30 protein-coding genes and 1 pseudogene are annotated in these 26177 nt (G+C 69.7%); 10 read left to right on the top strand and 21 right to left on the bottom strand.

Features of this window, described 5'->3' with window-relative positions; genetic code table 11:
* Positions 1-7: 7 nt before the first annotated feature.
* From nuoK to ABT063_RS18240, 11 genes are read right to left on the bottom strand one after another with little or no spacing between them, the layout of a single operon-like run.
* The gene (gene nuoK / locus ABT063_RS18290) at positions 8-307 is read right to left on the bottom strand and encodes an NADH-quinone oxidoreductase subunit NuoK (protein ID WP_004927567.1); all 300 of its coding nucleotides are present in this window, start codon (positions 305-307) and stop codon (positions 8-10) included.
* On the bottom strand, positions 304-1146 hold the full coding sequence (locus ABT063_RS18285; RefSeq protein WP_351058374.1) for an NADH-quinone oxidoreductase subunit J: 843 nt from the start codon (positions 1144-1146) through the stop codon (positions 304-306). The genes nuoK and ABT063_RS18285 overlap by 4 nt, the downstream gene beginning before the upstream one ends.
* Positions 1143-1784: an NADH-quinone oxidoreductase subunit NuoI gene (nuoI, locus tag ABT063_RS18280; RefSeq protein ID WP_351058373.1), complete on the bottom strand. Its 642-nt coding sequence runs from the start codon at positions 1782-1784 to the stop codon at positions 1143-1145. The genes ABT063_RS18285 and nuoI overlap by 4 nt, the downstream gene beginning before the upstream one ends.
* Positions 1777-3141, bottom strand: coding sequence for an NADH-quinone oxidoreductase subunit NuoH (gene nuoH, locus ABT063_RS18275; protein WP_351058372.1), 1365 nt, complete (start codon positions 3139-3141; stop codon positions 1777-1779). Before nuoH ends, nuoI begins: the two co-directional genes overlap by 8 nt.
* Positions 3138-5639 (bottom strand): NADH-quinone oxidoreductase subunit G, encoded by a 2502-nt coding sequence (locus ABT063_RS18270; protein ID WP_351058371.1) that lies wholly within the window; start codon positions 5637-5639, stop codon positions 3138-3140. Before ABT063_RS18270 ends, nuoH begins: the two co-directional genes overlap by 4 nt.
* Positions 5636-6982 (bottom strand): NADH-quinone oxidoreductase subunit NuoF, encoded by a 1347-nt coding sequence (nuoF, locus tag ABT063_RS18265; RefSeq protein ID WP_502990839.1) that lies wholly within the window; start codon positions 6980-6982, stop codon positions 5636-5638. The genes ABT063_RS18270 and nuoF overlap by 4 nt, the downstream gene beginning before the upstream one ends.
* The gene (gene nuoE, locus ABT063_RS18260; protein ID WP_351058369.1) at positions 6982-7842 is read right to left on the bottom strand and encodes an NADH-quinone oxidoreductase subunit NuoE; all 861 of its coding nucleotides are present in this window, start codon (positions 7840-7842) and stop codon (positions 6982-6984) included. The genes nuoF and nuoE overlap by 1 nt, the downstream gene beginning before the upstream one ends.
* Entirely contained in the window at positions 7839-9161 is a 1323-nt protein-coding gene (locus ABT063_RS18255; protein WP_351058368.1) for an NADH-quinone oxidoreductase subunit D, read from the bottom strand. The genes nuoE and ABT063_RS18255 overlap by 4 nt, the downstream gene beginning before the upstream one ends.
* A complete protein-coding gene (locus ABT063_RS18250; RefSeq protein ID WP_351058367.1) occupies positions 9158-9901 on the bottom strand; it encodes an NADH-quinone oxidoreductase subunit C in 744 nt (247 codons plus the stop codon). The genes ABT063_RS18255 and ABT063_RS18250 overlap by 4 nt, the downstream gene beginning before the upstream one ends.
* A complete protein-coding gene (locus tag ABT063_RS18245) occupies positions 9898-10452 on the bottom strand; it encodes a NuoB/complex I 20 kDa subunit family protein (RefSeq protein WP_031141109.1) in 555 nt (184 codons plus the stop codon). Before ABT063_RS18245 ends, ABT063_RS18250 begins: the two co-directional genes overlap by 4 nt.
* Positions 10453-10465: 13 nt before the next feature.
* Positions 10466-10825, bottom strand: a complete 360-nt coding sequence (locus tag ABT063_RS18240) for an NADH-quinone oxidoreductase subunit A (protein ID WP_033319564.1) — start codon at positions 10823-10825, stop codon at positions 10466-10468.
* 767 nt (positions 10826-11592) lie between these two features.
* Between ABT063_RS18240 and ABT063_RS18235 the strand changes: the two genes are divergently transcribed.
* A complete protein-coding gene (locus ABT063_RS18235; protein WP_351058366.1) occupies positions 11593-12399 on the top strand; it encodes a C40 family peptidase in 807 nt (268 codons plus the stop codon).
* 314 nt (positions 12400-12713) lie between these two features.
* Here ABT063_RS18235 and ABT063_RS18230 read toward each other — a convergent pair whose 3' ends face one another.
* Positions 12714-12863 carry a hypothetical protein gene (locus ABT063_RS18230; protein WP_351058442.1) on the bottom strand — a complete coding sequence of 50 codons (150 nt, stop codon included), beginning with the start codon at positions 12861-12863 and terminating at the stop codon, positions 12714-12716.
* Here ABT063_RS18230 and ABT063_RS18225 point away from each other — a divergent pair.
* Positions 12792-13207, top strand: a pseudogene (locus ABT063_RS18225) (peptide deformylase). The gene ABT063_RS18230 and the pseudogene ABT063_RS18225 overlap by 72 nt on opposite strands.
* On the opposite strand, the gene ABT063_RS18220 reads toward ABT063_RS18225, so the two are convergent.
* A complete protein-coding gene (locus tag ABT063_RS18220) occupies positions 13208-14500 on the bottom strand; it encodes a geranylgeranyl reductase family protein (protein ID WP_351058365.1) in 1293 nt (430 codons plus the stop codon).
* Positions 14501-14597: 97 nt separating this feature from the next.
* Here ABT063_RS18220 and ABT063_RS18215 point away from each other — a divergent pair, with 97 nt between their 5' ends.
* Both ABT063_RS18215 and ABT063_RS18210 read left to right on the top strand, forming a co-directional pair.
* The gene (locus ABT063_RS18215) at positions 14598-15131 is read left to right on the top strand and encodes a GNAT family N-acetyltransferase (protein ID WP_351058364.1); all 534 of its coding nucleotides are present in this window, start codon (positions 14598-14600) and stop codon (positions 15129-15131) included.
* Positions 15132-15240: 109 nt separating this feature from the next.
* Positions 15241-15546, top strand: coding sequence for a PASTA domain-containing protein (locus tag ABT063_RS18210; protein ID WP_351058436.1), 306 nt, complete (start codon positions 15241-15243; stop codon positions 15544-15546).
* Between the two features lie 30 nt (positions 15547-15576).
* Here ABT063_RS18210 and ABT063_RS18205 read toward each other — a convergent pair whose 3' ends face one another.
* Both ABT063_RS18205 and ABT063_RS18200 read right to left on the bottom strand, forming a co-directional pair.
* Complete coding sequence (locus ABT063_RS18205; RefSeq protein ID WP_351058363.1) at positions 15577-16272, bottom strand: demethylmenaquinone methyltransferase; 696 nt, start codon at positions 16270-16272, stop codon at positions 15577-15579.
* Positions 16269-16493: a hypothetical protein gene (locus ABT063_RS18200; RefSeq protein WP_351058362.1), complete on the bottom strand. Its 225-nt coding sequence runs from the start codon at positions 16491-16493 to the stop codon at positions 16269-16271. The genes ABT063_RS18205 and ABT063_RS18200 overlap by 4 nt, the downstream gene beginning before the upstream one ends.
* Positions 16494-16684: 191 nt before the next feature.
* Between ABT063_RS18200 and ABT063_RS18195 the strand changes: the two genes are divergently transcribed.
* Positions 16685-17728, top strand: coding sequence for a chitinase (locus ABT063_RS18195; RefSeq protein ID WP_351058361.1), 1044 nt, complete (start codon positions 16685-16687; stop codon positions 17726-17728).
* Here ABT063_RS18195 and ABT063_RS18190 read toward each other — a convergent pair whose 3' ends face one another.
* From ABT063_RS18190 to ABT063_RS18170, 5 genes are all read right to left on the bottom strand, one after another.
* Positions 17729-18175 carry an imidazolonepropionase-like domain-containing protein gene (locus ABT063_RS18190; RefSeq protein ID WP_351058360.1) on the bottom strand — a complete coding sequence of 149 codons (447 nt, stop codon included), beginning with the start codon at positions 18173-18175 and terminating at the stop codon, positions 17729-17731.
* 7 nt (positions 18176-18182) lie between these two features.
* Positions 18183-19382 carry a cyclic dehypoxanthinyl futalosine synthase gene (mqnC, locus tag ABT063_RS18185; protein WP_351058359.1) on the bottom strand — a complete coding sequence of 400 codons (1200 nt, stop codon included), beginning with the start codon at positions 19380-19382 and terminating at the stop codon, positions 18183-18185.
* Between the two features lie 80 nt (positions 19383-19462).
* Positions 19463-20278 carry a prepilin peptidase gene (locus tag ABT063_RS18180; protein WP_351058358.1) on the bottom strand — a complete coding sequence of 272 codons (816 nt, stop codon included), beginning with the start codon at positions 20276-20278 and terminating at the stop codon, positions 19463-19465.
* A gap of 66 nt (positions 20279-20344) precedes the next feature.
* Positions 20345-22051 carry a serine/threonine-protein kinase gene (locus tag ABT063_RS18175; RefSeq protein WP_351058357.1) on the bottom strand — a complete coding sequence of 569 codons (1707 nt, stop codon included), beginning with the start codon at positions 22049-22051 and terminating at the stop codon, positions 20345-20347.
* A gap of 63 nt (positions 22052-22114) precedes the next feature.
* Positions 22115-22963: a menaquinone biosynthetic enzyme MqnA/MqnD family protein gene (locus ABT063_RS18170; protein ID WP_351058356.1), complete on the bottom strand. Its 849-nt coding sequence runs from the start codon at positions 22961-22963 to the stop codon at positions 22115-22117.
* Positions 22964-23254: 291 nt separating this feature from the next.
* On the opposite strand from ABT063_RS18170, the gene ABT063_RS18165 reads away from it, so the two are divergent.
* Positions 23255-23458: a cold-shock protein gene (locus tag ABT063_RS18165; RefSeq protein WP_003992177.1), complete on the top strand. Its 204-nt coding sequence runs from the start codon at positions 23255-23257 to the stop codon at positions 23456-23458.
* A gap of 104 nt (positions 23459-23562) precedes the next feature.
* Here ABT063_RS18165 and ABT063_RS18160 read toward each other — a convergent pair whose 3' ends face one another.
* Positions 23563-24132: a helix-turn-helix domain-containing protein gene (locus tag ABT063_RS18160; protein ID WP_351058355.1), complete on the bottom strand. Its 570-nt coding sequence runs from the start codon at positions 24130-24132 to the stop codon at positions 23563-23565.
* Between the two features lie 68 nt (positions 24133-24200).
* On the opposite strand from ABT063_RS18160, the gene ABT063_RS18155 reads away from it, so the two are divergent.
* The 4 genes from ABT063_RS18155 to ABT063_RS18140 are packed head-to-tail and all read left to right on the top strand — an operon-like array spanning position 24201 to position 26171.
* On the top strand, positions 24201-24896 hold the full coding sequence (locus tag ABT063_RS18155; RefSeq protein ID WP_351058354.1) for an AzlC family ABC transporter permease: 696 nt from the start codon (positions 24201-24203) through the stop codon (positions 24894-24896).
* Complete coding sequence (locus ABT063_RS18150) at positions 24893-25207, top strand: AzlD domain-containing protein (RefSeq protein WP_351058353.1); 315 nt, start codon at positions 24893-24895, stop codon at positions 25205-25207. The genes ABT063_RS18155 and ABT063_RS18150 overlap by 4 nt, the downstream gene beginning before the upstream one ends.
* A gap of 12 nt (positions 25208-25219) precedes the next feature.
* Positions 25220-25468 carry a hypothetical protein gene (locus ABT063_RS18145; protein WP_351058352.1) on the top strand — a complete coding sequence of 83 codons (249 nt, stop codon included), beginning with the start codon at positions 25220-25222 and terminating at the stop codon, positions 25466-25468.
* 37 nt (positions 25469-25505) lie between these two features.
* Positions 25506-26171, top strand: a complete 666-nt coding sequence (locus ABT063_RS18140; RefSeq protein WP_351058351.1) for a class I SAM-dependent methyltransferase — start codon at positions 25506-25508, stop codon at positions 26169-26171.
* Positions 26172-26177 lie beyond the last annotated feature (6 nt).

The raw sequence follows: 26177 nt of genomic DNA, 5'->3' as shown, positions 1-26177 counted from the left end.
CGACCCCTTACAGCTTCATCAGGCTGGCGTCGTCGACCGAGGCCGAGTGGCGGGAACGGAACAGCGACACGATGATCGCGAGCCCGACCACGACCTCCGCGGCGGCGACGACCATCGTGAAGAAGGCGATGATCTGGCCGTCGAGATTGCCGTGCATCCGGGAGAAGGCGACGAACGCGAGGTTGCAGGCGTTGAGCATGAGCTCGACGCACATGAACACGACGATCGCATTGCGCCTGATCAGCACGCCGGTGGCGCCGATCGTGAACAACAGGGCGGCGAGATAGAGGTAGTTGACGGGGTTCACTTCGACGCCTCCTCGGCCCGCTTGAGGTTCGTCGGGTCGATCGCGGTCCGCTCCAGGCGCTCCTCGGCGCGCTGTTCCAGCGCCTTGAGGTCGTTGAGCGCCTCCGCCGACACGTCACGGATCTGGCCGCGCTCCCGCAGCGTCTTGCTGACGGTGAGGTCGGACGGGGTGCCGTCTGGCAGCAGGCCCGCGATGTCCACGGCGTTGTGCCGGGCGTACACGCCGGGCGCCGGCAGCGGCGGCAGGTGCTTGCCCTCGCGGACGCGCTCCTCGGCCAGCTCACGCTGGGTCTTGGCACGCTCCGTGCGCTCGCGGTGAGTGAGCACCATGGCGCCGACCGCGGCCGTGATCAGCAGGGCACCGGTGATCTCGAAGGCGAAGACGTACCTGGTGAACAGGAGGGTCGCGATGCCCTCCACGTTGCCGTTCGCGTTCGCCTGCGCGAGGCCGTTGAACTCCGTCAGGGAGGCATTGCCGATGCCCGCGACCAGCAGGATGCCGAAGCCGAGCCCGCACAGCAGGGCCAGCCAGCGCTGGCCCTTGATGGTCTCCTTCAGGGAGTCCGCCGCGGTGACACCGACGAGCATCACCACGAACAGGAACAGCATCATGATCGCGCCGGTGTAGACGATGATCTGTACGACGCCCAGGAAGTAGGCGCCGTTGGCGAGGTAGAACACCGCCAGGACGATCATGGTTCCGGCGAGGCAGAGCGCGCTGTGCACGGCCCTCTTCAGGAAGACGGTGCCCAGGGCGCCGACCACGGCGACGGTGCCGAGGATCCAGAACTGGAAGGCCTCTCCGGTGGAGGTGGAGTAGGCGGCGAGCTGCGCGGTCATCGGCCGATCACCTTCTTCGACGCCGGCTCGTCCTCGCCGAAGGTCGAGGCGGCCTCCTGCACCACCTCGCCCTTGGAAAGGGCCACTTGGCGTTCGGTACCGGGCGCGGCCTCCGTCACCAGGCCCCGGTAGTAGTCCTGCTCGTCCGTCCCCGGGTAGATGGCGTGCGGCGTGTCGACCATGCCCTCTTCGAGACCGGCGAGCAACTGCTCCTTGGTGTAGATGAGGTTGGCGCGACTGCTGTCGGCCAGCTCGAACTCGTTCGTCATCGTCAACGCGCGCGTGGGGCACGCCTCGATGCACAGGCCGCACAGGATGCAGCGGGCGTAGTTGATCTGGTAGACGCGGCCGTACCGCTCGCCGGGCGAGTAGCGCTCCTCGTCCGTGTTGTCCGCGCCCTCCACATAGATGGCGTCGGCGGGGCAGGCCCAGGCGCACAGCTCGCAGCCGATGCACTTCTCCAGGCCGTCCGGATGGCGGTTGAGCTGGTGCCGTCCGTGGAACCGGGGGGCGGTGGTCTTCTGCTGCTCCGGGTACTGCTCGGTCAGCCGCTTCTTGAACATGGCCTTGAACGTCACGCCGAAGCCGGCCACGGGGTTCTGGAAACCGGGTTTGGTCTCCTTGGGCTCCTCAGCCATCGGACGCCTCCTTTCCATCCAGAGATCCGTCACTCTGAGTATCGGGCCCACCACTGACAATCAGCTCCCGCTCGCGGCGCGAACGGCGCCGCGGCACCGGCGGAACCTCCTGTCCCGGCATCGGCGGCACGGGGAATCCGCCCGCCATCGGGTCGAACGCGGCTGGTTCCTCGACGGGCCGCTCGGCCGCCCTCGCCTTCTCGCGGAACATGTCGACGACGAAGGAGAGCAGCAGCAGGGCAAGGACACCGCCGCCGATGTAGAGGGCGATGTCGGCGAATTCGTAGTTCTCGTTCCGCAGGGTCCGCACGGTGGCGACGAGCATCAGCCAGACCAGGGAGACCGGGATGAGGACCTTCCAGCCGAGCTTCATCAGCTGGTCGTAGCGGACGCGTGGGAGCGTGCCGCGCAGCCAGATGAAGAAGAACAGCAGCAGCTGGACCTTGACGACGAACCAGAGCATCGGCCACCAGCCGTGGTTCGCGCCCTCCCAGAAGGTGCTGACCGGCCATGGAGCCCGCCAGCCGCCCAGGAAGAGCGTCACCGACACGGCCGAGACCGTCACCATGTTCACGTACTCGGCGAGCATGAACATCGCGAACTTGATCGACGAGTACTCGGTGTTGAAGCCGCCGACCAGGTCGCCCTCGGACTCCGGCATGTCGAAGGGGGCGCGGTTGGTCTCGCCCACCATCGTCACGATGTAGATCACGAAGGAGACCGGCAGCAGGATGACGTACCAGCGGTCCTGCTGCGCCTCGACGATCGTCGAGGTCGACATCGACCCGGAGTAGAGGAACACCGAGGCGAAGGCGGCGCCCATGGCGATCTCGTACGAGATCATCTGCGCGCAGGAGCGCAGGCCGCCCAGCAGCGGATAGGTGGATCCGGAACTCCAGCCCGCGAGCACCATGCCGTAGATACCGACCGAGGCGACCGCGAGGATGTACAGCAACGCGATCGGCAGGTCGGTGAGCTGCATCGTGGTGCGGTGGCCGAAGATCGAGATCTCGTTGCCGGCCGGGCCGAAGGGGATCACCGCGACCGCCATGAAGGCCGGGATGGCCGCGACGATCGGCGCGAGGACGTAGACCACCTTGTCCGCGCGTTTGACGATGACGTCTTCCTTGAGCATCAGCTTCATGCCGTCGGCGAGCGACTGGAGCATGCCCCAGGGGCCGTGCCGGTTGGGGCCGATGCGCAGCTGCATCCAGGCGACGACCTTGCGCTCCCAGACGATGGAGAACAGCACGGTCACCATCAGGAAGGCGAAGCAGAACACCGCCTTGACGACGACCAGCCACCAGGGGTCGCGGCCGAACATCGAGAGGTCTTCAGCGGCGAGGAACGGGCTCATGCCTCCACCTCCTTGGGGGCTTCGGCGAGCGTCGCCGGGCCGATGCGGACGAGGGAGCCGGGCAGCGCCCCGGTGTCGGAGGCGACGCCCCCGCCGACGGAGTTCAACGGGAGCCAGACCACCCGGTCGGGCATCTCGGTGATCCGCAGCGGGAACTCGACGGCTCCGGCGGGCCCGGTCACGGCGAGCAGGTCGCCGTCCTTGACGCCCGCCTCCGCGGCCGTGGCGGGCGACAGGCGCGCGTGGGCGGCATGCCGCGTCCCGGCGAGCGCCTCGTCGCCCTGCTGGAGGACACCCTGGTCGAGCAGCAGCCGGTGCCCGGCCAGTACGGCCTCTCCGGCCGCCGGTCGCGGCAGCGTGGCCGCGATCTCCAACGGCTCGGTGGCCCTCGGCCCGTCCCAGGCGCCGAGCCGGTCCAGCTCCGCGCGCGTGGTGCGCAGATCCGGCAGACCCAGGTGTACGTCCATGGCGTCGGCCAGCATCTGCAGCACACGCGCGTCGGTGGGCGCCAGGCGCCGGGTCATGTGGTCGGGCTTGAGCGCGGCCTCGAAGAAGCGCACCCGGCCCTCCCAGTTGAGGAACGTGCCGGCCTTCTCGGCGACCGCGGCGACGGGCAGGACGACGTCCGCGAGCTCGGTGACCTCGCCCGGTCGCAGTTCCAGCGACACCAGGAAGCCGACCTCTTGCAGCGCTTCACGCGCGCGTGCCGGGTCCGGCAGGTCGGCGACCTCGACGGCCGCGACCACCAGTGCCTGGAGCTCGCCGCCCGCGGCGGCCTCGATGATCTGGCCGGTGTCGCGCCCGTAGCGGTGCGGGAGTTCGGCCATGCCCCAGAGGGCGGCGACCTCCTCCCGTGCGCGCGGGTCGGTGGCCGGACGTCCGCCCGGCAGCAGCGTCGGCAGCGCACCCGCCTCGACGGCACCGCGCTCCCCCGCCCGGCGCGGGATCCACACCAACCGGGCGCCGGTCGCGGACGCGGCCCGTGCGGCGGCCGTCAGCCCGCCCTCCACAGCGGCCAGCCGCTCACCGACGATGATCACCGCGCCCTCGGCGCGCAGCGCCTCGGCGGCCTTCGCCCCGTCGTCCTCCAGGCCGACCCCGCTCGCGAGCGCGTCCAGCCACTCGGTCTCGGTGCCGGGAGCGGCCGGCAGAAGCGTGCCGCCCGCCTTCTCGAGTCCGCGGGTGGCGTGCGTGGCGAGCGAGAAGACCTTCTGGCCGTGCTTGCGCCAGGCCTTGCGCAGCCGCAGGAAGACGCCGGGCGCCTCCTCCTCGGCCTCGAACCCGGCCAGCAGGACGGTGGGTGCCTTCTCCAGAGCGGTGTACGTGACGCCCGTACCGTCGAGGTCGCGGCCCCGTCCGGCGACCTGGGCCGCCAGGAAGTCGGCCTCCTCGCCGCTGTGCACGCGCGCGCGGAAGTCGATGTCGTTGGTGTCGAGCGCCACGCGTGCGAACTTGCTGTAGGCGTAGGCGTCCTCGATGGTGAGGCGCCCGCCGGTCAGCACACCGGTCCGGCCGCGCGAGGCGAGCAGCCCCTGGGCCGCGATCTGCAGCGCCTCCGGCCAGGAGGCCGGCACGAGTTCACCCTCGGCGTTGCGCACCAGCGGCGTCTGGAGCCGGTCCCGCTGCTGCGCGTACCGGAACGCGAACCGCCCCTTGTCGCAGATCCACTCCTCGTTGACCTCGGGGTCGTCGGCCGCGAGCCGCCGCATGACCTTGCCGCGCCGGTGGTCCGTGCGCGTGGCGCAGCCGCCGGAGCAGTGCTCGCAGACCGACGGTGAGGAGATGAGGTCGAAGGGGCGGGAGCGGAATCGGTACGCCGCCGAGGTGAGCGCGCCGACCGGGCAGATCTGGATGGTGTTGCCGGAGAAGTACGACTCGAAGGGGTCGCCCTCACCGGTGCCGACCTGCTGGAGCGCGCCCCGCTCGAGCAGCTCGATCATCGGGTCGCCCGCGATCTGGTTGGAGAACCGGGTGCAGCGCGCGCACAGCACGCACCGCTCACGGTCGAGCAGCACCTGCGTGGAGATCGGCACGGGCTTCTCGAACGTCCGCTTCTTTCCCTCGAAGCGGGACTCGGCGTTGCCGTGCGACATCGCCTGGTTCTGCAGCGGGCACTCGCCGCCCTTGTCGCAGACCGGGCAGTCCAGCGGGTGGTTGATGAGCAGCAGCTCCATCACACCCTTCTGGGCCTTCTCGGCGACCGGCGAGGTGAGGTGGGTCTTCACCACCATCCCGTCCGTGCAGGTGATGGTGCAGGACGCCATGGGCTTGCGCTGGCCCTCGACCTCGACGATGCACTGCCGGCAGGCGCCGGCCGGGTCGAGGGACGGGTGGTCGCAGAAGCGGGGGATCTCGATGCCGAGCTGCTCGGCGGCCCGGATGACCAGGGTGCCCTTGGGCACGCTGATCTCGATGCCGTCGATCGTCAGCGTCACGAGATCTTCCGGCGGGACCGCCGCTTCTCCCCCACCCGAGGGAGCGCTGGTGGTCACAGTCATGCGTTCACCTCCGTGCGGTCGGCCCAGGCCGTCGACTTGGCCGGGTCGAAGGGGCAGCCGCGGCCCGTGATGTGCTGCTCGTACTCCTCGCGGAAGTACTTGAGCGAGGAGAAGATCGGCGAGGCGGCACCGTCGCCGAGGGCGCAGAAGGACTTGCCGTTGATGTTGTCGGCGATGTCGTTGAGCTTGTCGAGGTCGGACATCACGCCCTTGCCGGCCTCGATGTCACGCAGCAACTGCACGAGCCAGTACGTCCCTTCGCGGCACGGCGTGCACTTGCCGCAGGACTCGTGGGCGTAGAACTCGGTCCAGCGGGTGACGGCCCGCACGACGCAGGTCGTCTCGTCGAAGCACTGGAGCGCTTTGGTGCCGAGCATGGAACCCGCGGCGCCCACTCCTTCGTAATCAAGAGGGACGTCGAGGTGCTCGTCGGTGAACATCGGCGTCGAGGAGCCGCCCGGCGTCCAGAACTTGAGGCGGTGGCCCGGCCGCATGCCGCCGCTCATGTCGAGGAGCTGGCGGAGCGTGATGCCGAGCGGGGCCTCGTACTGGCCGGGGCTCGCGACGTGGCCGCTGAGCGAGTAGAGCGTGAAGCCCGGGGACTTCTCGCTGCCCATCGACCTGAACCAGTCTTTGCCCTTGTTCAGAATCGCGGGAACCGACGCGATCGACTCGACGTTATTCACAACAGTCGGGCAGGCGTAGAGGCCTGCGACAGCGGGAAAGGGGGGACGAAGCCGCGGTTGACCCCGGCGTCCTTCGAGCGAGTCGAGCAGTGCCGTCTCCTCACCACAGATGTACGCGCCGGCGCCGGCGTGCACGGTGAGTTGGAGATCGAGCCCGCTGCCCAGGATGTTCTCGCCGAGGTAGCCGGCCGCGTAGGCCTCACGCACGGCCTCGTGCAACCGCCGCAGGACGGGGACGACTTCACCACGCAGATAGATGAAGGCATGCGACGACCTGATGGCATAACACGCGATGACAATGCCCTCGATGAGGCTGTGCGGGTTCGCGAAGAGGAGCGGGATGTCCTTGCAGGTTCCGGGCTCCGACTCGTCGGCGTTGACAACTAGATAGTGTGGCTTTCCATCCCCCTGGGGAATGAACTGCCATTTCATTCCCGTGGGGAATCCCGCACCACCACGACCGCGCAGACCGGAGTCCTTGACGTACGCGATCAGGTCGTCCGGCGACATGGCGAGCGCCTTGCGGAGCCCCTCGTATCCTTCGTGCCTTCGGTAGACGTCCAGACTCCAGGACCTGTCCGCGTCCCAGAAGGCCGACAGCACGGGTGCGAGCAGCTTCTCGGGGCCGGTGTCTTTCAGCTCGGGTGCCAAGGTCATCACTCCCCCTCCTCGGCGATAGGCCCTGCCGGGTGGGCAGAGTCGGAGGCCGACGTGTCCTGTGGCGCATCGTGTGAGCTCAGGTGCTCGGTCGGTGACGGTTCGTGCGGCGGCTCTTCCTGGGGCGCCTCGCCCCGCGGATGGACCACGCGCGCGGGTGCGGCCTCTCCCTTGGCCAGGCGGAGGCCCACCAGCGACGCGGGTCCCGCACTGCCGCTTGCCTCGACGGCCCCGGGCCGCTCGTCGGGGAAGCCGGCCAGGATCCGCGCGGTCTCCTTGAAGGTGCACAGGCGCGCCCCGCGCGTGGGCTCGACCGGCCTGCCCGCGCGCAGGTCGTCGACGAGACGCTTGGCACTGCCCGGGGTCTGGTTGTCGAAGAACTCCCAGTTGACCATCACGACCGGCGCGAAGTCGCAGGCCGCGTTGCACTCGATGTGCTCCAGGGTGACCTTGCCGTCGTCGGTGGTCTCGCCGTTGCCGACGCCCAGGTGTTCCTGGAGGGTCTCGAAGATCGCGTCACCGCCCATCACCGCGCACAGCGTGTTGGTGCAGACGCCGACCTGGTAGTCACCGCTCGGCCGGCGCCGGTACATGGTGTAGAAGGTGGCGACGGCGGTGACCTCGGCCGTGGTCAGGTCCAGCATGTCCGCGCAGAACCGCATCCCGGTGCGCGTGACATGGCCCTCCTCCGACTGCACGAGGTGCAGCAACGGCAGGAGGGCGGACCGGGAGTCCGGGTAGCGGGCGATGATCTCCCGCGCGTCCCTCTCGAGCCTTGCTCGAACGTCGTCCGGGTATGCGGGTGCGGGCAGTTCGGGCATGCCCAGGCTGACGCCCCGCTCCGAAGAAGAGGTGGTCACCGGTCGACGCCTCCCATCACGGGGTCGATGGACGCGACAGCGACGATGACGTCGGCGACCTGGCCGCCCTCGCACATCGCCGCCATGGCCTGCAGGTTGGTGAAGGACGGGTCGCGGAAGTGGACCCGGTAGGGGCGGGTGCCGCCGTCGGACACGGCGTGCACCCCGAGCTCGCCCTTGGGCGACTCGACGGCCGCGTACGCCTGTCCCGGCGGGACGCGGAAGCCCTCGGTGACCAGCTTGAAGTGGTGGATCAGGGCCTCCATGGAGGTGCCCATGATCTTCTTGATGTGGTCGAGGGAGTTGCCCAGTCCGTCCGGTCCCAGGGCGAGCTGGGCGGGCCAGGCGATCTTCTTGTCGGCGACCATGACCGGGCCGGGCTGCAGCCGGTCCAGGCACTGCTCGACGATCCGCAGGGACTGGCGCATCTCTTCCAGGCGGATCAGGAAGCGGCCGTAGGAGTCGCAGGTGTCGGTGGTGGGGACGTCGAAGTCGTACGTCTCGTAGCCGCAGTAGGGCTGCGTCTTGCGCAGGTCGTGCGGCAGGCCGGTGGAGCGCAGGATCGGGCCGGTGGCGCCGAGGGCCATGCAGCCGGCCAGGTCGAGGTAGCCGATGTCCTGCATGCGGGCCTTGAAGATGGGGTTCCCGGTGGCGAGCTTGTCGTACTCCGGGAGGTTCTTCTTCATCTTCTTCACGAACTCACGGATGTGGTCCACCGCGCCGGGCGGCAGGTCCTGCGCGAGTCCGCCGGGGCGGATGTACGCGTGGTTCATCCTCAGGCCCGTGATGAGCTCGTAGATGTCGAGAATCATTTCACGATCACGGAATCCGTAGATCATGATCGTGGTGGCGCCGAGTTCCATGCCGCCGGTGGCGATGCACACCAGGTGGGAGGACAACCGGTTCAGCTCCATCAGGAGCACCCGGATCAGCGTGGCGCGGTCGGGGATCTGGTCCTCGATGCCGAGGAGTTTCTCGACGGCGAGACAGTAGGCGGTCTCGTTGAAGAAGGACGTCAGGTAATCCATGCGCGTGACGAAGGTGGTGCCCTGCGTCCACGTGCGGAACTCGAGGTTCTTCTCGATGCCGGTGTGCAGATAGCCGATGCCGCAGCGGGCCTCGGTGACCGTCTCGCCCTCGATCTCCAGGATCAGACGGAGGACACCGTGGGTGGAGGGGTGCTGCGGTCCCATGTTGACGACGATGCGCTCGTCGTCGGCGCGGGCCGCGGACTGGACGACCTCGTCCCAGTCGCCACCGGTGACCGTGTAGACGGTGCCTTCCGTGGTCTCACGGGCGGATGCTGACTGTGTGCTCACGAGTACGACCTCCGCTGGTCCGGAGCCGGGATCTGGGCGCCCTTGTACTCGACGGGGATGCCGCCGAGGGGGTAGTCCTTGCGCTGCGGGTGGCCCTGCCAGTCGTCCGGCATCATGATCCGCGTCAGGGCGGGGTGACCGTCGAAGACGATGCCGAAGAAGTCGTAGGTCTCGCGCTCGTGCCAGTCGTTCGTGGGATAGACGGAGACCAGCGACGGGATGTGCCGGTCGGTGTCGGGAGCGCTGACCTCGAGGCGGATCAGCCGGTTGTGGGTGATCGAGCGCAGGTGGTAGACGGCGTGCAGCTCGCGGCCCTTGTCGTTCGGGTAATGGACTCCGCTCACGCCCGTGCAGAGTTCGAAGCGCAGGGCGGGGTCGTCCCGCAGGGTGCGGGCGACACGCAGCAGGTGCTCGCGTTCGATGTGGAAGGTGAGCTCGTCGCGGTCGACGACCGTCCTCTCGATCGCGTTCTCGGGGAGCAGGCCCTGTTCCTCCAGCGCGCCCTCGAGTTCGTCGGCGACCTCGTCGAACCAGCCCCCGTAGGGACGGCTCGCCGGTCCCGGGAGCCGGACCGAGCGGACGAGGCCGCCGTAGCCGGAGGTGTCGCCGCCGTTGTTGGCGCCGAACATGCCGCGCTGGACGCGGATCTCCTCGCCGCCCTGGCCGCGCTGGCCGGGGAGGTTGGAGGCCGAGAGGTCCTTCTCGGGGTTCACGCCGTTGGCGTCGTTCGCGTCACTCACCGCAGCAGCCCCTTCATCTCGATGGTCGGCAGGGCCTTGAGCGCCGCCTCCTCCGCCTCACGGGCCGCTTCCTCGGCGTTCACGCCGAGCTTGGAGCTCTGGATCTTCTGATGGAGCTTGAGGATCGCGTCCAGCAGCATCTCCGGCCGTGGCGGGCAGCCGGGAAGGTAGATGTCGACCGGCACGATGTGGTCGACGCCCTGGACGATCGCGTAGTTGTTGAACATGCCGCCCGAGGAGGCGCAGACCCCCATGGAGATCACCCACTTGGGGTTCGGCATCTGGTCGTAGACCTGCCGGAGCACCGGCGCCATCTTCTGGCTGACCCGGCCCGCGACGATCATCAGGTCCGCCTGGCGGGGTGATCCGCGGAAGACCTCCATGCCGAAGCGCGCCAGGTCGTAGCGGCCGGCGCCTGTGGTCATCATCTCGATGGCGCAGCAGGCGAGGCCGAAGGTGGCGGGGAAGACGGACGACTTGCGCACCCAGCCCGCGGCCTGCTCGACGGTGGTCAGCAGAAAGCCGCTCGGCAGCTTTTCTTCGAGTCCCATGACTAAAGGCCCCTCAGTCCCATTCCAGGCCGCCGCGCCGCCATACGTACGCGTACGCGACGAAGACGGTGAGCACGAAGAGCAGCATCTCCACGAGCCCGAAAACACCCAGGGCGTCGAAGGTGACGGCCCAGGGGTAGAGGAAGACGATCTCGATATCGAAGATGATGAAGAGCATCGCCGTCAGGTAGTACTTGATGGGGAAACGCCCACCGCCGGCCGGCGTGGGGGTCGGCTCGATACCGCACTCGTAGGCCTCGAGCTTGGCCCGGTTGTACCGCTTCGGACCGATCAGCGTGGCCATGACCACGGAGAAGATCGCAAAGCCTGCCCCGAGGGCTCCCAGTACGAGGATGGGCGCATACGCGTTCACCGCTCCTCGCTCCTCTCAGTCGGCACTGACTGCTGGCGGTTTGCATCGGGCTCACATCCGTCTCACCTGTCCCTCGAACCCCGCTTGTCCCGGCGAAGATCGAGAACATGTGAAGCAGGTCACAAGCCCAACTGCTGCGCATCCTATGCCCGCCGGTCTGTGATCTGCGACACGGGGTATTGCACAAGCTTTGTGATCTCCACCACCTGATGAAGGATCATGAAGTCAGATGAGTGTCGATCTTCGTACGAGAAGCGTCCGAGTGATCACCAGAGGTGACATTTTCGCTCGTCGGCGCAGGTCGAGTGAGGCGTCTCCATATCAAGAGACTTCCCTTGCATGCAAATTGGAGTTGGGTGTGGCGCCCTGGTAGTGGGTGCGTTCACACATCAGAGGGAAGCGGCCGGGCAGGTGTGGACGTGTGCACGCGTTCACGAGCGGACCCTCGTCGTGACCCGCCCGCAATCCCGCCGTGATCTACGCGCGTGACGCGGCCACCCCCGTGACCGTTGCGTGACCTCCGCCACATTCACAAGGGGCGCCCGAGAAGAGGGCTTGGCCACCTGACTCATCCAGTGGTAGGCGCGGGGCAATTCGGGCGTAACAACGAAAGACCATGATCACAGGCTTGATCACCTGCGTCCGCAATGTCCGTTACGGCGTCAATAAAGAACGACACGCCCGGGGTTCGGGGCGCCCGTTGAACAACTGTGGCGCAGCACACGTTTCTTGAAGGTATGGAGGAGCCCCTGATACCGGTTGTTCTCATGTCCCACACCGCTCACATACGCAGCCACCGGAAACCCCGCCGCAGCGCGTCGACCATCGCGATGCGGGCCGGAGTTGCCGGTGGCGTCCTCAGCACCCTGGCAGTGGCCGGGGCGTCCGGTTCGGCGAACGCGGCCGAGCCGGTGACGCAGACCCTTGAACTGCCGACCCTGACGGCCGACATGGCCGCCCAGGTCGCCGAGTCCGCCGCCGCCACACAGCAGGCCGCGGCGAACTACCAGCTGCAGGCCGAGCGTGACGCGGCCGCCGCGAAGGCCGCGAAGCAGGCCAAGGCGGACCTCGCCGAGGCAAAGAAGAAGGCCGCGGCCAAGAAGGCCGCCCAGGAGGCCGCGCGCCAGGAGGCCGCCGAGCGTGCCTCCCGCAACGCCGAGCGGGCCACGCTGTCCGCCTCGACGAGCACCAGCACGTCCACGAGCACGTCCACGGCCACCGGTTCGGCCGCCGACATCGTCAACTTCGTGCGGGCGCAGGTCGGCGACGCCTACGTCCTCGGCTCCAGCGGCCCGAGCTCCTGGGACTGCTCCGGCCTGGTCCAGGCCGCCTTCAAGCAGGTCGGCATCGACCTGCCGCGCGTCTCGCAGTCCCAGTCGACCGCCGGCAGCCAGGTGTCGCTGGACAACCTCCTGCCGGGCGACATCCTGTACTGGGGCGGCGCGGGCAGCGCGTACCACGTGGCGGTGTATGTCGGCGACGGCATGTTCGTCGGCGCGCAGAACTCGTCCACGGGCGTGGCCGAGAAGCCGCTCTCGTACGACCCGCCGACCGGCGCGGTGCGGGTGCTCTGACGCCGAGCCGCACGGAAGGGGCCGCAGCCGCTCGGGGGCTGCGGCCCCTTCCGGCTCAGTTCCTGCTCGCTTCCGGCTCGCTTCCGGCTCGTCCCAGGTCGACGGTGTTGGGCAGGCCCCGTCGGTAGCGCACCTCGTCGACGCGTTTGAGGGGCTCCATCTCCGGGGCCGGTACAACTCCCGGATCTCACACCGCTCGGCGTCCGAATTGTCCGCGTCCAGCAGAGCGTTGAGGGCCTGGCGCGCGGACGAGGAGCTGTTCGCGGTTCTGCGGGTCGGGGCCGGCAGGAGAAACAGTGATGCCCAGCGTCTTCCTACAGGGACGGCCCGTCGACTCGTACCCCCCGCTCGCGCCCGAGGCCCGGCGCGGAAAGGTGCGGCGGATCACCGAGGTGGGTGAGGATGTCGGCGTGGACCTTCGGCTGTTCGTCTACGACTGCCCCGACAACGAAGGTGTCCGACATGTCGGACACATTGTCAACCCGGTGCTGGAGGCGCTCGATCCGGCCGGGCGCAGGCTGCTCGACGACAGCGAGGGGTGCCCGTCCGTCCCGGGGGCCGTGATGGACGTACCGCGTCCGGACCGGCCGTCGTGCGCGGGCTCGACAAGGAGGGCCGTCCGCTCGTCGTCGAGGGCACGGGGTACTTCGCCCGCTGCCTCGCCCACGAGACCGACCATGTGAACGGGCACGTGTATCTGGACCGGCTCTCCAAGCGGGAGCGGAAGGACGCGCTGCGGCGGGTGGCGGACCGGCGGGACGAGGTCTTCGCGCGCCGGGCCGCCAACATCGAAGCGATCAGCGCCTGATCACGCCTTCGGCGCCACCTTGCTCAGCCCGTTGATGATGCGGTCCATCGCGTCGCCGCCCGTCGGGTCGGTCAGGTTCGCGAGCATCTTCAGCGTGAACTTCATCAGCAGGGGGTGCGTCAGGCCGCGCTGGGCCGCGATCTTCATGACCTTCGGGTTGCCGATGAGCTTCACGAAGGCGCGGCCCAGCGTGTAGTAGCCGCCGTAGGTGTCCTTGAGGACGCGCGGGTAGCGCTGGAGGGCCAGTTCGCGCCCCGCGGGCGTGGAGCGCGCGTGGGCCTGGACGATGACGTCGGCGGCGATCTGGCCGGACTCCATGGCGTAAGCGATGCCCTCGCCGTTGAAGGGGTTCACCAGGCCGCCGGCGTCGCCGACCAGCAGCAGGCCCTTGGTGTAGTGGGGCTGGCGGTTGAACGCCATCGGGAGAGCCGCCCCACGGATGGGTCCCGTCATGTTGTCCGGCGTGTAGCCCCAGTCCTCCGGCATCGAGGCGCACCAGGCCTTCAGGACCTCGCGCCAGTCCAGCTCCTTGAAGGAGTCGGACGTGTTCAGCACGCCCAGGCCGACGTTGGAGGTGCCGTCGCCCATGCCGAAGATCCAGCCGTAGCCGGGCAGGAGACGGTCCTCGCCCGGTCCCCGGCGGTCCCACAGCTCCAGCCAGGACTCCAGGTAGTCGTCCTCGTGGCGCGGAGAGGTGAAGTACGTACGGACCGCGACGCCCATCGGGCGGTCCTCGCGGCGGTGCAGACCCATCGCGAGGGACAGGCGGGTGGAGTTGCCGTCGGCGGCGACCACCAGCGGCGCGTGGAAGGTCACCTCGCGCTTCTCCCCGACGTCGCCGAGCTTGGCGTGCACGCCGGTGATGCGGCCGGTGCGGTCGTCGACGATCGGGGCGCCGACGTTGCAGCGCTCGTACAGCCGCGCGCCCGCCTTCTGGGCCTGGCGGGCGAGCTGCTCGTCGAAGTCGTCGCGTTTGCGGACGAGGCCGTAGTCGGGGAAGGAGGCGAGATCCGGCCAGTCGAGCTGGAGCCGGACGCCGCCGCCGATGATGCGCAGGCCCTTGTTGCGCAGCCAGCCGGCCTCCTCCGAGATGTCGATGCCCATCGCGACGAGTTGCTTGACGGCGCGCGGGGTGAGTCCGTCGCCGCAGACCTTCTCGCGCGGGAACTCGGTCTTCTCCAGCAGGAGTACGTCGAGTCCGGCCTTGGCGAGATGGTACGCGGTGGTGGAGCCGGCTGGCCCCGCGCCGACGACGATCACATCGGCGGTGTTTTCGGAGAGGGGCTCGGTCACGGCGGGATCTCCCCAAGTTCGAAATCTGCGTGCCGACCGGCACTGGACATGGGCAGTCTATTCAGCAGAATTGATCACCCGGCTGAAGGGCTGCCCCGTGAACCGTGCTCTCCCCGTTGTACGGCTGCGTGTCCCCACCGACGAGGACGCCGTCGCCTGGCACCGGGTCTTCGACGACCCGGACGTCATGGAGTTCCACGGCGGCAGGGCCGCGGAGCTGTCCGTCTACGAGGAGCTCACCGCCCGCCAGCGCCGGCACGACGCCGAGCACGGCTTCTGTCTGTGGACCATGCTCGACGAGTCCGGCCAGGTCATCGGCTTCACCGGCGCCCAGCCGTGGCTGCAGGACTGGGGCCCCAAGGGCGAGATCGAGATCGGCTGGCGGCTGGGGCGGGAGTACTGGGGCAAGGGGTATGCCACCGCGGCCGCGCAGATGACGCTGGAGCGGGTGCGGGCGGCGGGTGTGCCGAGCGTGGTGGCCATGGTCGCGGCCGACAACGCGCGCTCGATCGCGGTGACACGACGGCTGGGCATGCGCCTCGCCGAGGTGTTCATGACGCCGACGACGCGGCAGAAAGGGCACTGCTACCGGCTGGACCTACGAAACGGTCCCGCTGATCACACAGAGTAATCGACTGCTACAGAAAGACACTTGACGCTTCCGGCCGGTACGGGGCGGGGTTACCCTGCCAGTACCGCTGGGGGTGACATCTGTGCGCATAACACGCAAGACGCCCGAAGTGCGCGTACCGCGTCTGGTCGGCCTGATGGCCGTGGACGCGCGCGAGACAGCACAGGCACAGGGCCTTTTCCTCAACGCGCCGGACCGGCCGGACTTCCACCGCACCGTGGTCGACTACGTCGTGCGCCAGTACCCGCAGCCCGGTGCCGAGGTGCCGCAGGACTCCGTGATCTACGTGTGGTTCGACTTCGGTGAGGGCGAGGGCGGCGGAGGTATGCGCGAGCCTCGCGTGCCGAAACCCCCCAGGGGCGGGCTGCAGCGCGAACTCGACGAGCCGGGAGACCCGTACGCGGTCCTCAGGTGAGCTTGAAGCACATCGGGTTCAGCTCTGGGTTCAGCTCTCCTTGAAGCCCCGGTGCAGGGCCACCACGCCGCCGGTGAGGTTGCGCCAGGCCACCTTCGACCAGCCGGCCTTCCCGAGCCGCTCGGCGAGCGCGGGCTGGTCGGGCCAGGCGCGGATGGACTCGGCGAGGTAGACGTACGCGTCGGGGTTCGAGGAGACGGCGCGGGCGACCGGCGGCAGGGCGCGCATCAGGTACTCGGTGTAGACGGTCCTGAAGGGCGCCCAGGTCGGATGGGAGAACTCGCAGATCACGACCCGGCCGCCGGGCTTGGTCACCCGGTACATCTCGCGCAGGGCCGCGTCCGTGTCCTGCACGTTGCGCAGCCCGAAGGAGATGGTCACGGCGTCGAAGACGTCGTCCTTGAACGGCAGCCTGGTGGCGTCGCCCGCCGTGAACGGCAGCCAGGAGTGCCGTGCCTTGCCGACCTGGAGCATGCCGAGGGAGAAGTCACAGGGGACGACGTAGGCGCCGGTGCGGGCGAAGGGCAGCGAGGACGTGGCCGTACCGGCGGCCAGGTCCAGGACCTTCTGCGCGGGGCGGGCGTCGACGGCCTTGGCGACCGCCTTGCGCCACACCCGGTCCTGGCCGAGCGACAGCACGTCGTTGGTCAGGTCGTACCGTTCCGCCACGTCGTCGAACATCGAGGCGACTTCGTGCGGCTGCTTGTTCAGGGAAGCGCGGGTCACGAGGCCATTGTTGCAGTACGGCCCCCAGTTTCGAACGCGGGCGCCTTCCAGAACTGGTCGATCAGCGGCATGGTCCACAGGGCGGCGCCGAGGCGGCTGTCCGGGCCCGCCCGCGCGAAGTTCAGGGCGAGGATCGGCAGGAGGGACAGCGCCGGCACGGGAGAGGGAAGCGAGAGGCCGACCCGGCGGCGCGGATTTTCGATGGCAGGCTCGGAATGCATTCCCCGGAGATCAGGGAACCTTTATGTGACCTGAACTCGGGTTTTCATGTGAGAGACCCGTGATAAACATCTTGACCTGTCCATCTCCTCAGAGAACGGACGAAGTTCGGCCGCGCGTGAGAGATTTCCTCTCCGGAAACGTACTTAGTTTCTGTCCCGAGACAGAAACCACGAGAGCGGGTGCATACGCAATGCGGCGTTTTCTGAAGCCGGCGGCCGGGCTCACCTGCCTGTTCGCCCTGGCCACCGCGGGGTGTTCCGCGGAGTCCGAGGGCACCTCGGACGCGGCACCGGCGGCCCCGGACCGATCGAGCGCGCCCCCCAACGAGGCCACCGAGTCCCCGGCCGAGGCCGCCGAGCCCGTCACCGCCTACGCCCCGTACGTCAGCGCCACGGACGCGTCCGGCAACGACTCCACGGGTTCCCCGGCGACGTACAACCTGGCCTTCGTGATCGCCGACGGCAGTGACTGCGCCCCGCGGTGGGACGGCACCCACGCCATCGACGACTCCGCGGTGAAGTCCCGGATCGCGCAGCTCAAGCAGGACGGCGGCACGGTCCGCGTCTCCTTCGGCGGCGCCTTGGGCAAGGAGCTGGCGGCGACCTGCGACAGCGCGTCCGAGCTGGCCGAGGCGTACGGCAGGGCCCTGGACGCGGCCGGCTCCACGCAGGCCGACTTCGACATCGAGGGCGACGAACTCACCGACGCCGACTCCGTCGCCGTACGCTCCGAGGCGATCGCGGCGTTGCGGCAGGAGCGGCCCGACCTCGAGGTGTCCTTCACGCTGCCGGTCATGCCGTCCGGGCTCGGCGAAGACAGCCTGGCCCTGCTGGAGTCCGCCAACGAGTACGACGTGCGGGTCTCCACCGTCAACCTCATGACGATGAATTACGGCGCGTCGTACGACGGGGACATGGGCGGATACGCGGTCACCGCCGCGAAAGCCGCGCACGCCCAGCTGAAGAAGGTGTTCGGCCTGTCCGACGCGAACGCCTGGCGGGGCATGGCGCTCACCTCGATGATCGGCGTGAACGACGTGGACGGCGAGACGTTCACGCTCTCCGACGCGGCGCAGGTGCGGGCTTTCGCCGAAAAGCAGGAAATCGCGTGGGTGTCGATGTGGTCGGCCGTCCGCGACCAGCAGTGTGAGAAGGGCACGGCGGAAAAGGCGCAGACCGACTGCAGCGGAGTGGAGCAGAGTTCGGGAGCGTTCGCGAAGGCGTTCGCCGGCTGATCAGCGCCTGCGGTGCACCAGGCGCCCCGCGCACACGGTCGCCAGACACGCGCCGGACTCGTCGAAGACGGCGAGGTCGGCACGGCCCACGTCCACGATGGCCGTGGGCCGCGTACGCGGGAGCACCACCACGTCGTTCCGCTCGGCCGCCGCCCGCAGTTCGGGCGAGTCGACGTACTCCTCCAGGACCGCCACCGCACCCGACTTCAGCACGGCGTGGACGCGTTCGCGCGGGGTCGGGGCGTCCGGGAGCGGCCCGTCGTGGATGCGCGCGGGCCCCAGCACACCGGGCCACCGCCGAACCCGCGCCCCTGGGAACCGCGCCCGCACCTCGGCGAGCGAACCCACCGCGGCGACCCGGATCCCCTGGACGGCGACGGCACCATCCTTGATCGGGTCGGAGTCCCAGGTGTACCGGACCTCGTCCGCCGCGTGAATCGTCAGCAAGACAGACCTAGTTGGAGGCGAGGAGCTTCAGCTCGGGGTGCGCGGTGCCACCCGCGATCGCCGTCGAGGAGATGTGGGAGGCGACCCGCTCGTCGACGGGGTCGTTCGCCGGATCGTCGTGGACGACGAGGTGCTCGTACGTCGTCGAGCGCTGCGCCGGGACCCGCCCCGCCTTGCGGATCAGGTCGATGATCTCCAGCCGGTTGGAGCGGTGCTTGGCACCGGCCGACGACACGACGTTCTCCTCCAGCATGATCGAGCCGAGGTCGTCCGCGCCGTAGTGCAGGGAGAGTTGGCCGATCTCCTTGCCGGTGGTCAGCCACGAGCCCTGGATGTGGGCGATGTTGTCCATGAACAGCCGCGCGATGGCGATCATCCGCAGGTACTCGAAGATCGTGGCCTGCGTGCGGCCCTTCAGGTGGTTGTTCTCGGGCTGGTAGGTGTACGGGATGAAGGCGCGGAAGCCGCCGGTCCGGTCCTGCACGTCACGGATCATCCGCAGGTGCTCGATGCGCTCGGCGTTGGTCTCGCCGGTGCCCATGAGCATGGTGGACGTCGACTCCACGCCCAGCCGGTGCGCGGTCTCCATGATCTCCAGCCAGCGCTCGCCGGACTCCTTCAGCGGGGCGATGGCCTTGCGGGGCCGGGCGGGCAGCAGCTCCGCGCCGGCGCCGGCGAAGGAGTCGAGGCCCGCCTCGTGGATCCGGGTGATGGCCTCCTCGACCGAGACGCCCGAGATCCGGGCCATGTGCTCGACCTCGGACGCGCCCAGCGAGTGAATCACCAGCTGCGGGAAGGCCTGCTTGATGGCGGAGAAGTGCTTCTCGTAGTACTCGACGCCGTAGTCCGGGTGGTGGCCGCCCTGGAACATGATCTGCGTGCCGCCGAGCTCGACGGTCTCGGCGCACCGCCGCAGGATGTCGTCCAGGTCGCGGGTCCAGCCCTTGGCGGTGTCCTTGGGGGCCGCGTAGAAGGCGCAGAACTTGCACGCCGTGACGCACACGTTCGTGTAGTTGATGTTGCGCTCGATGATGTACGTCGCGATGTGCTCGGTACCCGCGTACCTGCGGCGGCGTACGGCGTCGGCGGCGGCGCCCAGCGCGTGCAGCGGGGCGTCGCGGTAGAGGTCGAGCGCCTCCTCCGGGGTGATCCGCCCACCCCCGGCGGCACGGTCGAGGACGGACTGGAGGTCGGCCTTCTCGGTCACCGGGGCGTCCCTTTCGTCGAGTTCGTCAAGGGTGAGGACGGACCGAACCAGCGTACGCCAGGCGTTTGCCCCAACCGACGTCAGGCCGCGTAGGCGCCGATGAGCACACCGACGAACGCGCCCGCGATCAGGAACGGGCCGAACGGGATGGCCGTCTTGCGCCCGGCGCGCCGCGCGACGACGAGGGCACCGCCGTACAGCGCCCCGAGCAGGAACCCGGCGAGCGTGCCCAGCATGACCGTCGACCACCCGTACCAGCCCAGTACGGCACCCATCCCGAGCGCGAGCTTGACGTCCCCGAAGCCCATGCCGCCGGGGTTGATGAGGAACAGTACGAAGTAGCCGCCGCCGAGGGCGAGGGCGCCCAGCGCGGCGGAGGGCCAGTGCCCGGTGTGCTCGGGCACCAGCGTGAGCAGGCCGAGCAGCGCGAGCGCGGCGGCGGCGAGCGGCAGGGTCAGCACGTCGGGCAGCCGCTGCACCCGGAAGTCGACGACGGCCAGCAGCACACCGACGGGCGCGAGCAGCAGCCAGACGGCGATTTCGGGCCGGGTGCCGGTGGCGGCGGCGAGGGCGGCGCAGAGGAGGGCGGTGGTGAGGGCGACGAGGGGGGTGCTGGGGCCGTACGTCTTGCCATACGTCTTCTGGGATACGGCGGTCTCGGCCTCGTGCGCTACGGCGGCCTCGGCGTCCCCCTCCACAACGACGCCGCCCGCGCACTCACCGCACCGCGTCCACCCGATCCACCCACGGATCGGCCCCCGAATCGGATGCCCCCCGGGGCACCGCTCCCGCCAGGGCTCCTCCGAGGGGACGGAGAACCGATAGGCGGCCCGGGGCACCAGCACGCCCGCGGCCGCCCCCCACAGCGCGGCGACGGCGATCAACAAGCCGGTCATCGACCGATCATCCCATCGCGACGCCCGGCGTCAGCAGCCCTCCTCACCGCTGGTATCCGCTGCGGCCTACCCGACCTTCGACAGGCGCGCCCGGGGCCGCCCCGAGTCCGCGCTGTCCGACTCGTAGTTCAGATCGTCACCGACCGGCGTGAGGCGCACGGTGTGCGCGGCCTGGGAACACACGCCCCGATTCCCCTTGGCACCCACGGCGGTGGCCACGATCTGCTTCTTCGTCACCCGCTTCAGGGTCAGGACGTCGTCGCAGACACCGCCGAGCACGTCCGTGTGCCGGAGCGTGCCCAACTTCTCGCCCGCGTCGGCCCGTTGCACGGTCAGCCGGAAGGTGCCCATGGGCAGGGTGCCGTCGAGCGCGGAGGCCTGGCCCTCCCAGGTCCCCAGGTAGGCGGCGGGCACCGCGGCCCGGCCGCCCTCGCTCGCGCTGACACTGGCGCTCGGCGCCGGGGAGTAGGCGCCGGCGCCGGAATCGTCCGCGTCGTCACCGCCGTTACCCGGCAGCAGGTCGAACACGAACGCCGATCCGATCATCACCGCGGCCAGCGCCCCCGCGACGGCAAGGGCCACCGTGCAGCTCAACCGCCGCCCTCGCCCACCGCCCTTGGGCTCCGAGGTCGCCGACACGGAGACGGAGAGCCCGCCTGGGCGACGGTCGGAGGGTCCGGAGGAGGGGGCCGTGTCCTGCGCGTGCGGGTCCCGCACATCTGACACGCCCGCCGCCCCCATGACCGGCGGCGGCCCGAATTCCCCGGCAACAGGCTGCCCGGCCAGGGGCTCCGCACCCTTCGCCCCGCCCACGGTCAGGCCCTCAGCACTCTGCGAAGCCCTGCTGAACCCCACAGGCCCCGACGGAGTCTCCCGCACCGTCTCCAGATTCAGCAGCCGTACGGCGCTACGGCTGACCTGCTCCACCAGTACCCCCGGCAGCCACCCGCCCGCGACCAGCCGGGCCGTGCCCTCGGGAGCCAGCCGCCGGGCCACCTCGGCGGGCGCCGGCCGCGCACCCGGCTCCTTCGCCAGACACACCTCCACCAGCGAGCGCGGCTCCCCGTCCAGCGAGCCCAGCTCGGGCTCCTCGTGGACGACCTTGTAGAGCAGCGCGGCCGAGGAGTCCCCCCGGAAGGGCGGCTCGCCGGTCGCCGCGTACGCCAGCACCGCGCCCAGCGAGAAGACGTCCGCCGCGCCCGTCGCCCCCTTGCCGAGTATCTGCTCGGGCGACATGTAGCCGGGCGAGCCGATGGACACACCGGTGGACGTCAGGGACGCCGTACCGTCCATGGCCCGGGCGATGCCGAAGTCGATCAGCAGCGGCCCGTCCAGCGTGAGCAGTACGTTCGACGGCTTCACATCCCGGTGCACCAGCCCCAGTTCGTGCACCGCGGCCAGCGCCTCGGCCAGCCCCGCCCCCAGCACCCGTACCGTATGGGCCGGCAGCGGGCCGCCCTCCGCGATCGCGGCCGACAGCGACGGGCCCGCCGCGTAGGCCGTGGCCACCCACGGCACGGCTGCCTCCGGGTCGGCGTCCAGGACGGGTGCCGTCCAGGCGCCGCCGACCCGCCGGGCGGCTTCGACCTCGCGGCGGAAGCGGGCGCGGAACTCCTCGTCCAGCGCGAAGTGCGGGTGCACGATCTTGACCGCGACCGTACGGCCGCCGGCGCTGCGGCCGAGGTAGACCCGGCCCATGCCGCCGGAACCGAGCCGGCCGAGCAGCCGGTAGGGCCCCACGACGGTCGGCTCGTCGACACCGAGCGGCTGCATGGCGTCACCCCTCCCCCGTACGCCTCAAGTCCCCAGCAGGGTAGTGCGCCGTGCCCCGCCGGCTCACGGCTCGAGCAGATCCACCTTCACATCCGCCGGGAAGCCGGTCGTCGGCCCCACCCGGCGGGCGAACTCGGCGACCGCCGCCAGCTGCGGGCCGCCGAGGCGGAAGTCGAGGGTGGTGAAGTAGCGCTCCAGGACCTGCTCGTCGAAGGCTTCCCAGCGGGCCGCCTGCTCGGCGACCTTGCCGACCTCCTCCAGGGAGAGGTTGCGGGAGGCGAGGAAGGCCTCGTGCACCTTGCGGGTGATGACGGGCTCGCGCTCCGCATAGTCCCGCCGGGCCGCCCAGACCGCGAAGACGAACGGCAGCCCGGTCCACTCCTTCCACAGCGAGCCGAGGTCGTGCACCTGAAGCCCGTACCTCGGCCCGTCGAGCAGGTTGGCCCGCAGCGCCGCGTCGCCGATCAGGACCGCCGCCTCGGCCTCCTGCATCATCAGGCTGAGGTCGGGCGGGCAGGTGTAGTAGTCGGGCCGTACGCCGTAGCGGTCGGACAGCAGCAGCTGGGCCAGGCGTACGGAAGTGCGCGAGGTCGAGCCCAGGGCGACCCGGGCGCCGTCCAGTCGCTCCAGCGGGAGCTGGGAGACGATCACGCAGGACATCACCGGGCCGTCGCAGCCGACCGCGATGTCCGGGAAGGCGACCAGGTCGTCGGCGTTCTTGAGGAACTCGACGAGGGTGACGGGCCCGATGTCGAGGTCTCCCCGCACCAGCTGCTCGCTGAGCTTCTCCGGGGTGTCCTTCGTCAGCTCGAAGTCGAGGAGCGTGCCCGTCCTCGCGAGCCCCCAGTACAGGGGCAGACAGTTCAGGAACTGGATGTGCCCGACGCGCGGCCGGGTGCGTGAATTGTCCACATCGCGAGACTAGACCCCGTGGGGTACGCTCCGGACTTCGGCCCCACTGTCAACCCCTTCACCGGACATTCAAACATCCGGGTGACGTGATCTTGACCTCTATTGCATTCGGCTGCCTGCGTGCTAGGCTCGCCGCAAGTTGCAGTTTGGTTTCCCTTGCAGTACAGAGCCTGCGGAGCATGTAACCGCGGGCTCTAGTCGTTTTCAGACGTATGCAGAGTTGTGCGGCATCTTGTTTTCACACTTGCAGGGTTCTGGAGCAGGGCAACCCTTTGGGCCCAAGGAGGGCTTATGGCTACCGGAACCGTGAAGTGGTTCAACGCCGAAAAGGGCTTTGGCTTCATCGCCCAAGAAGGCGGCGGCCCCGACGTCTTCGTCCACTACTCCGCGATCAACGCGAGCGGCTTCCGCTCGCTGGAGGAGAACCAGCAGGTTTCCTTCGACGTCACCCAGGGCCCGAAGGGCCCGCAGGCGGAGAACGTCACCCCTGTCTGAGTTCATGAGCCCAAAGCTCTGATCCGGAACGAATAGCAGTACCCAAGGAGCCCCGTGCCGCAAGGCAGTGGGGCTCCTGCCTTTCCCGCCCCCCGGCCGACCCCTCACACGTGCTGCATGACCAGCACGAACGTCGTCCCGGGCGCCAGCGCCGCGTACGAGTGCGGTACGTCCCCGCGGTACGTCATGTAGTCCCCGGGCTCCAGCTCCGCCTCCTCCCCCCGCGGCCCCGCCTTCACCTTCCCCGTGCTCACGATCAGATGCTCCACCGTGCCCGGAATGTGCGGCTCCGACTCACGCGCCGCGCCCGGCTCGGCCCGCAGGTGATAGATGTCCCGCCGTGCGCCGGGCGGACTGGCGGACAGCAGCGTGGCCACGTAGTCGGCCCGCTCGGACCCGACCGTCGGCCCCTGCCCAGCACGGATCACGTGCACCGACGGAGCCGGCGGCTCCACCAGCGCGCTGAACGGCACCCCGAGCGCCACCGCCAGCGCCCAGAGCGTCTCCACGCCCGGGTTCCCGCTCCCCGCCTCCAGCTGCGACAACGTCGACTTCGCGATGCCGGCCCGCTTGGCCAGTTCGGACAGGGACAGCCCCGCACGCGTGCGCTCGCGGCGCAGGGAGGCGGCGATCCAGTCGAGGGGAAGCCGGGACGGGGGCGTGCTGTCGGACATGGTGTTCGCTCCATCAGTACGATCGTTCGCCTTGACGAACATGAGCTCTCCTGTCCATTGTAGAGAACATGCGTACGACAGAGCGAACACCCCCTGCCGCGCGGTACCCGGAGCTGATCCGGGACGCGTCCCTCGTCTGGCTCGCCAGTGGCGTCGTCGGCGTCTCCTTCGGTGCGATCTCCGTCACCGGCGGCCTGCCGGCGTGGGTGCCGGTGGTGATGTCGCTCGTCGTGTACGCGGGCGCGGCCCAGTTCAGCGCGGTCGGGGTGCTGCTCGCCGGGGGCGGCCCGGTCGCCGCGGCGGCCACCGGGCTGCTGCTCAACACCCGTACGGCGGCGTACAGCCTGGCCGTCGCGGACACGATCGGCCGCGGCCGGCTCGCCCGCCTCCTCGGCGCGCACCTCGTGACCGACGAGACGGTCGCCTTCGCCCTCGCCCAGCCGGATCCGGCACGACGGCGGGCGGCCTTCTGGATCTCCGGGCTGGGACTGTTCACCGTGTGGAACGCGGGCGTCCTGGCCGGGGCGCTGGCCGGCAGCGCGCTGGGCGACACGGGCACGTACGGCCTCGACGCCGCCTTCCCCGCCGTACTCGTCGCGCTGGTGCTGCCCGCCCTGCGCACGGACTCGGCCGTACGACGGTCCGCGCTGCTCGGCGCCGCGCTGGCCCTGGCGGTGACGCCGGCCGTTCCGGCGGGGGTGCCGGTGCTGGCGGCGCTGGCGGGGCTCGCCCTGTACGGCGGCCGTAAGGGGGGTACGGCATGAGCGCGACGGTCGCCATGATTCTGGCGCTGGCGGTCGGGACGTACGCCTTCCGGCTGGTCGGGCCGGTACTGCACGGGCGGGTCGAGCTCCCGGCGCGGACGCAGGAGTTGCTGTCGGCCGGTGCGGTGGTCCTGCTGGTCGCGCTGCTGGCCACGGGGGCGTTGACCGAGGGCGGGGGCTTCGCGGGGTGGGCACGGCCCGCCGGGGTGCTGGTGGGCGGCGTACTGGCGTGGCGGCGGGCGCCGTTCACGGTGGTCGTGCTGGGCGCGGCGGGGGCGACCGCGGCCCTGCGGGCGGCGGGGGTGGCGTGAGAAAGTGGCCTCGTGGACAGGGATGAAGCGAGCGAAGAGGGCAAGGCGTCCCCCGCGAACTACCAGCCGGCGACCGGCGTTTCGCTCGGCATCTCGATCGGCCTCTCGCTCGGTGCGGGCGTCGGCCTCGTGCTCGGGCTGACCGTCTTCGACGATCTCGGGCTGGGACTCGCCCTGGGCATGGGGTTCGGCACGGCCATCGGCGCCGGTCTGGGCGCCGCCCGGGAACGCCAGGAGGGTGGCGAGGAGCGGCCGGAATAGGCCCCCCCTCCACAGCGGCCGGAATAGGCTCCCGCGCATGACGGAAGCCGACTACGCCAATGACGCAGACTCCTTCGTAGCGACCACCCGCACTTTCTACGACGCCATCGCCGAGGACTACGCCACCCTTTTCCAGGACTATCTCGCGGCCACGCCGCTGGACCGGGCGGTGCTGGCCGGATTCGCCGAACTCGTCCGTCCGGGCGGTGAAGTGGCCGATCTGGGGTGCGGGCCGGGGCGGGTCACCGCTCACCTCGCCTCCCTCGGCCTGTCCGTGTTCGGGCTGGATGTGTCGGAGTCGATGCTCACGATCGCCCGGCGGGAGAACCCCGGCCTGCGCTTCGTACAGGGCTCGATGCTGGACCTCGACCTTCCGGACGGCTCGCTCGGCGGTGTCGTGTCCTGGTACTCGTCCATCCACACCCCGGTGGACCGTCTTCCCTCCCTCTTCGCCGAGTTCCGCCGCGTCCTGGCACCGGGTGGCCCGCTGCTCGTCGCCTTCCAGGTCGGCGACGAGCCCCGGCACCACGACCAGCCCTTCGGCCACCCGGTGGCGCTCGACTTCGAGCGGCGTCAGCCGGCCGCCATCGCCGAGCTGCTGACGGCGGCCGGCTTCGCGCTCGTTTCCCGGACGGTACGCGAACCGGACGACGCACTCGGGGAGTCGACCCCGCAGGCGTCCCTGATCGCCCGGTCGCGCTGACCGCCG

The organism is Streptomyces sp. NPDC002838, from assembly GCF_040295365.1.
In the GTDB taxonomy this organism is placed as follows: Bacteria; Actinomycetota; Actinomycetes; order Streptomycetales; family Streptomycetaceae; genus Streptomyces.
This window is presented reverse-complemented; position numbering and strand designations above follow the sequence as displayed.

Excerpts from the sequence above, each read along its gene's own strand:
- ABT063_RS18285 (WP_351058374.1), bottom strand. The coding sequence starts at position 1,146 with ATGACCGCGCAGCTCGCCGCCTACTCCACCTCCACCGGAGAGGCCTTC.
- nuoI (WP_351058373.1), bottom strand. The coding sequence starts at position 1,784 with ATGGCTGAGGAGCCCAAGGAGACCAAACCCGGTTTCCAGAACCCCGTG.
- nuoH (WP_351058372.1), bottom strand. The coding sequence starts at position 3,141 with ATGAGCCCGTTCCTCGCCGCTGAAGACCTCTCGATGTTCGGCCGCGAC.
- ABT063_RS18270 (WP_351058371.1), bottom strand. The coding sequence starts at position 5,639 with ATGACTGTGACCACCAGCGCTCCCTCGGGTGGGGGAGAAGCGGCGGTC.
- nuoF (WP_502990839.1), bottom strand. The coding sequence starts at position 6,982 with ATGACCTTGGCACCCGAGCTGAAAGACACCGGCCCCGAGAAGCTGCTC.
- ABT063_RS18245 (WP_031141109.1), bottom strand. The coding sequence starts at position 10,452 with ATGGGACTCGAAGAAAAGCTGCCGAGCGGCTTTCTGCTGACCACCGTC.
- ABT063_RS18235 (WP_351058366.1), top strand. The coding sequence starts at position 11,593 with ATGTCCCACACCGCTCACATACGCAGCCACCGGAAACCCCGCCGCAGC.
- ABT063_RS18230 (WP_351058442.1), bottom strand. The coding sequence starts at position 12,863 with ATGTCGGACACCTTCGTTGTCGGGGCAGTCGTAGACGAACAGCCGAAG.
- ABT063_RS18200 (WP_351058362.1), bottom strand. The coding sequence starts at position 16,493 with ATGCATTCCGAGCCTGCCATCGAAAATCCGCGCCGCCGGGTCGGCCTC.
- ABT063_RS18195 (WP_351058361.1), top strand. The coding sequence starts at position 16,685 with ATGCGGCGTTTTCTGAAGCCGGCGGCCGGGCTCACCTGCCTGTTCGCC.
- ABT063_RS18180 (WP_351058358.1), bottom strand. The coding sequence starts at position 20,278 with ATGACCGGCTTGTTGATCGCCGTCGCCGCGCTGTGGGGGGCGGCCGCG.
- ABT063_RS18175 (WP_351058357.1), bottom strand. The coding sequence starts at position 22,051 with ATGCAGCCGCTCGGTGTCGACGAGCCGACCGTCGTGGGGCCCTACCGG.
- ABT063_RS18165 (WP_003992177.1), top strand. The coding sequence starts at position 23,255 with ATGGCTACCGGAACCGTGAAGTGGTTCAACGCCGAAAAGGGCTTTGGC.
- ABT063_RS18160 (WP_351058355.1), bottom strand. The coding sequence starts at position 24,132 with ATGTCCGACAGCACGCCCCCGTCCCGGCTTCCCCTCGACTGGATCGCC.
- ABT063_RS18155 (WP_351058354.1), top strand. The coding sequence starts at position 24,201 with ATGCGTACGACAGAGCGAACACCCCCTGCCGCGCGGTACCCGGAGCTG.
- ABT063_RS18150 (WP_351058353.1), top strand. The coding sequence starts at position 24,893 with ATGAGCGCGACGGTCGCCATGATTCTGGCGCTGGCGGTCGGGACGTAC.
- ABT063_RS18140 (WP_351058351.1), top strand. The coding sequence starts at position 25,506 with ATGACGGAAGCCGACTACGCCAATGACGCAGACTCCTTCGTAGCGACC.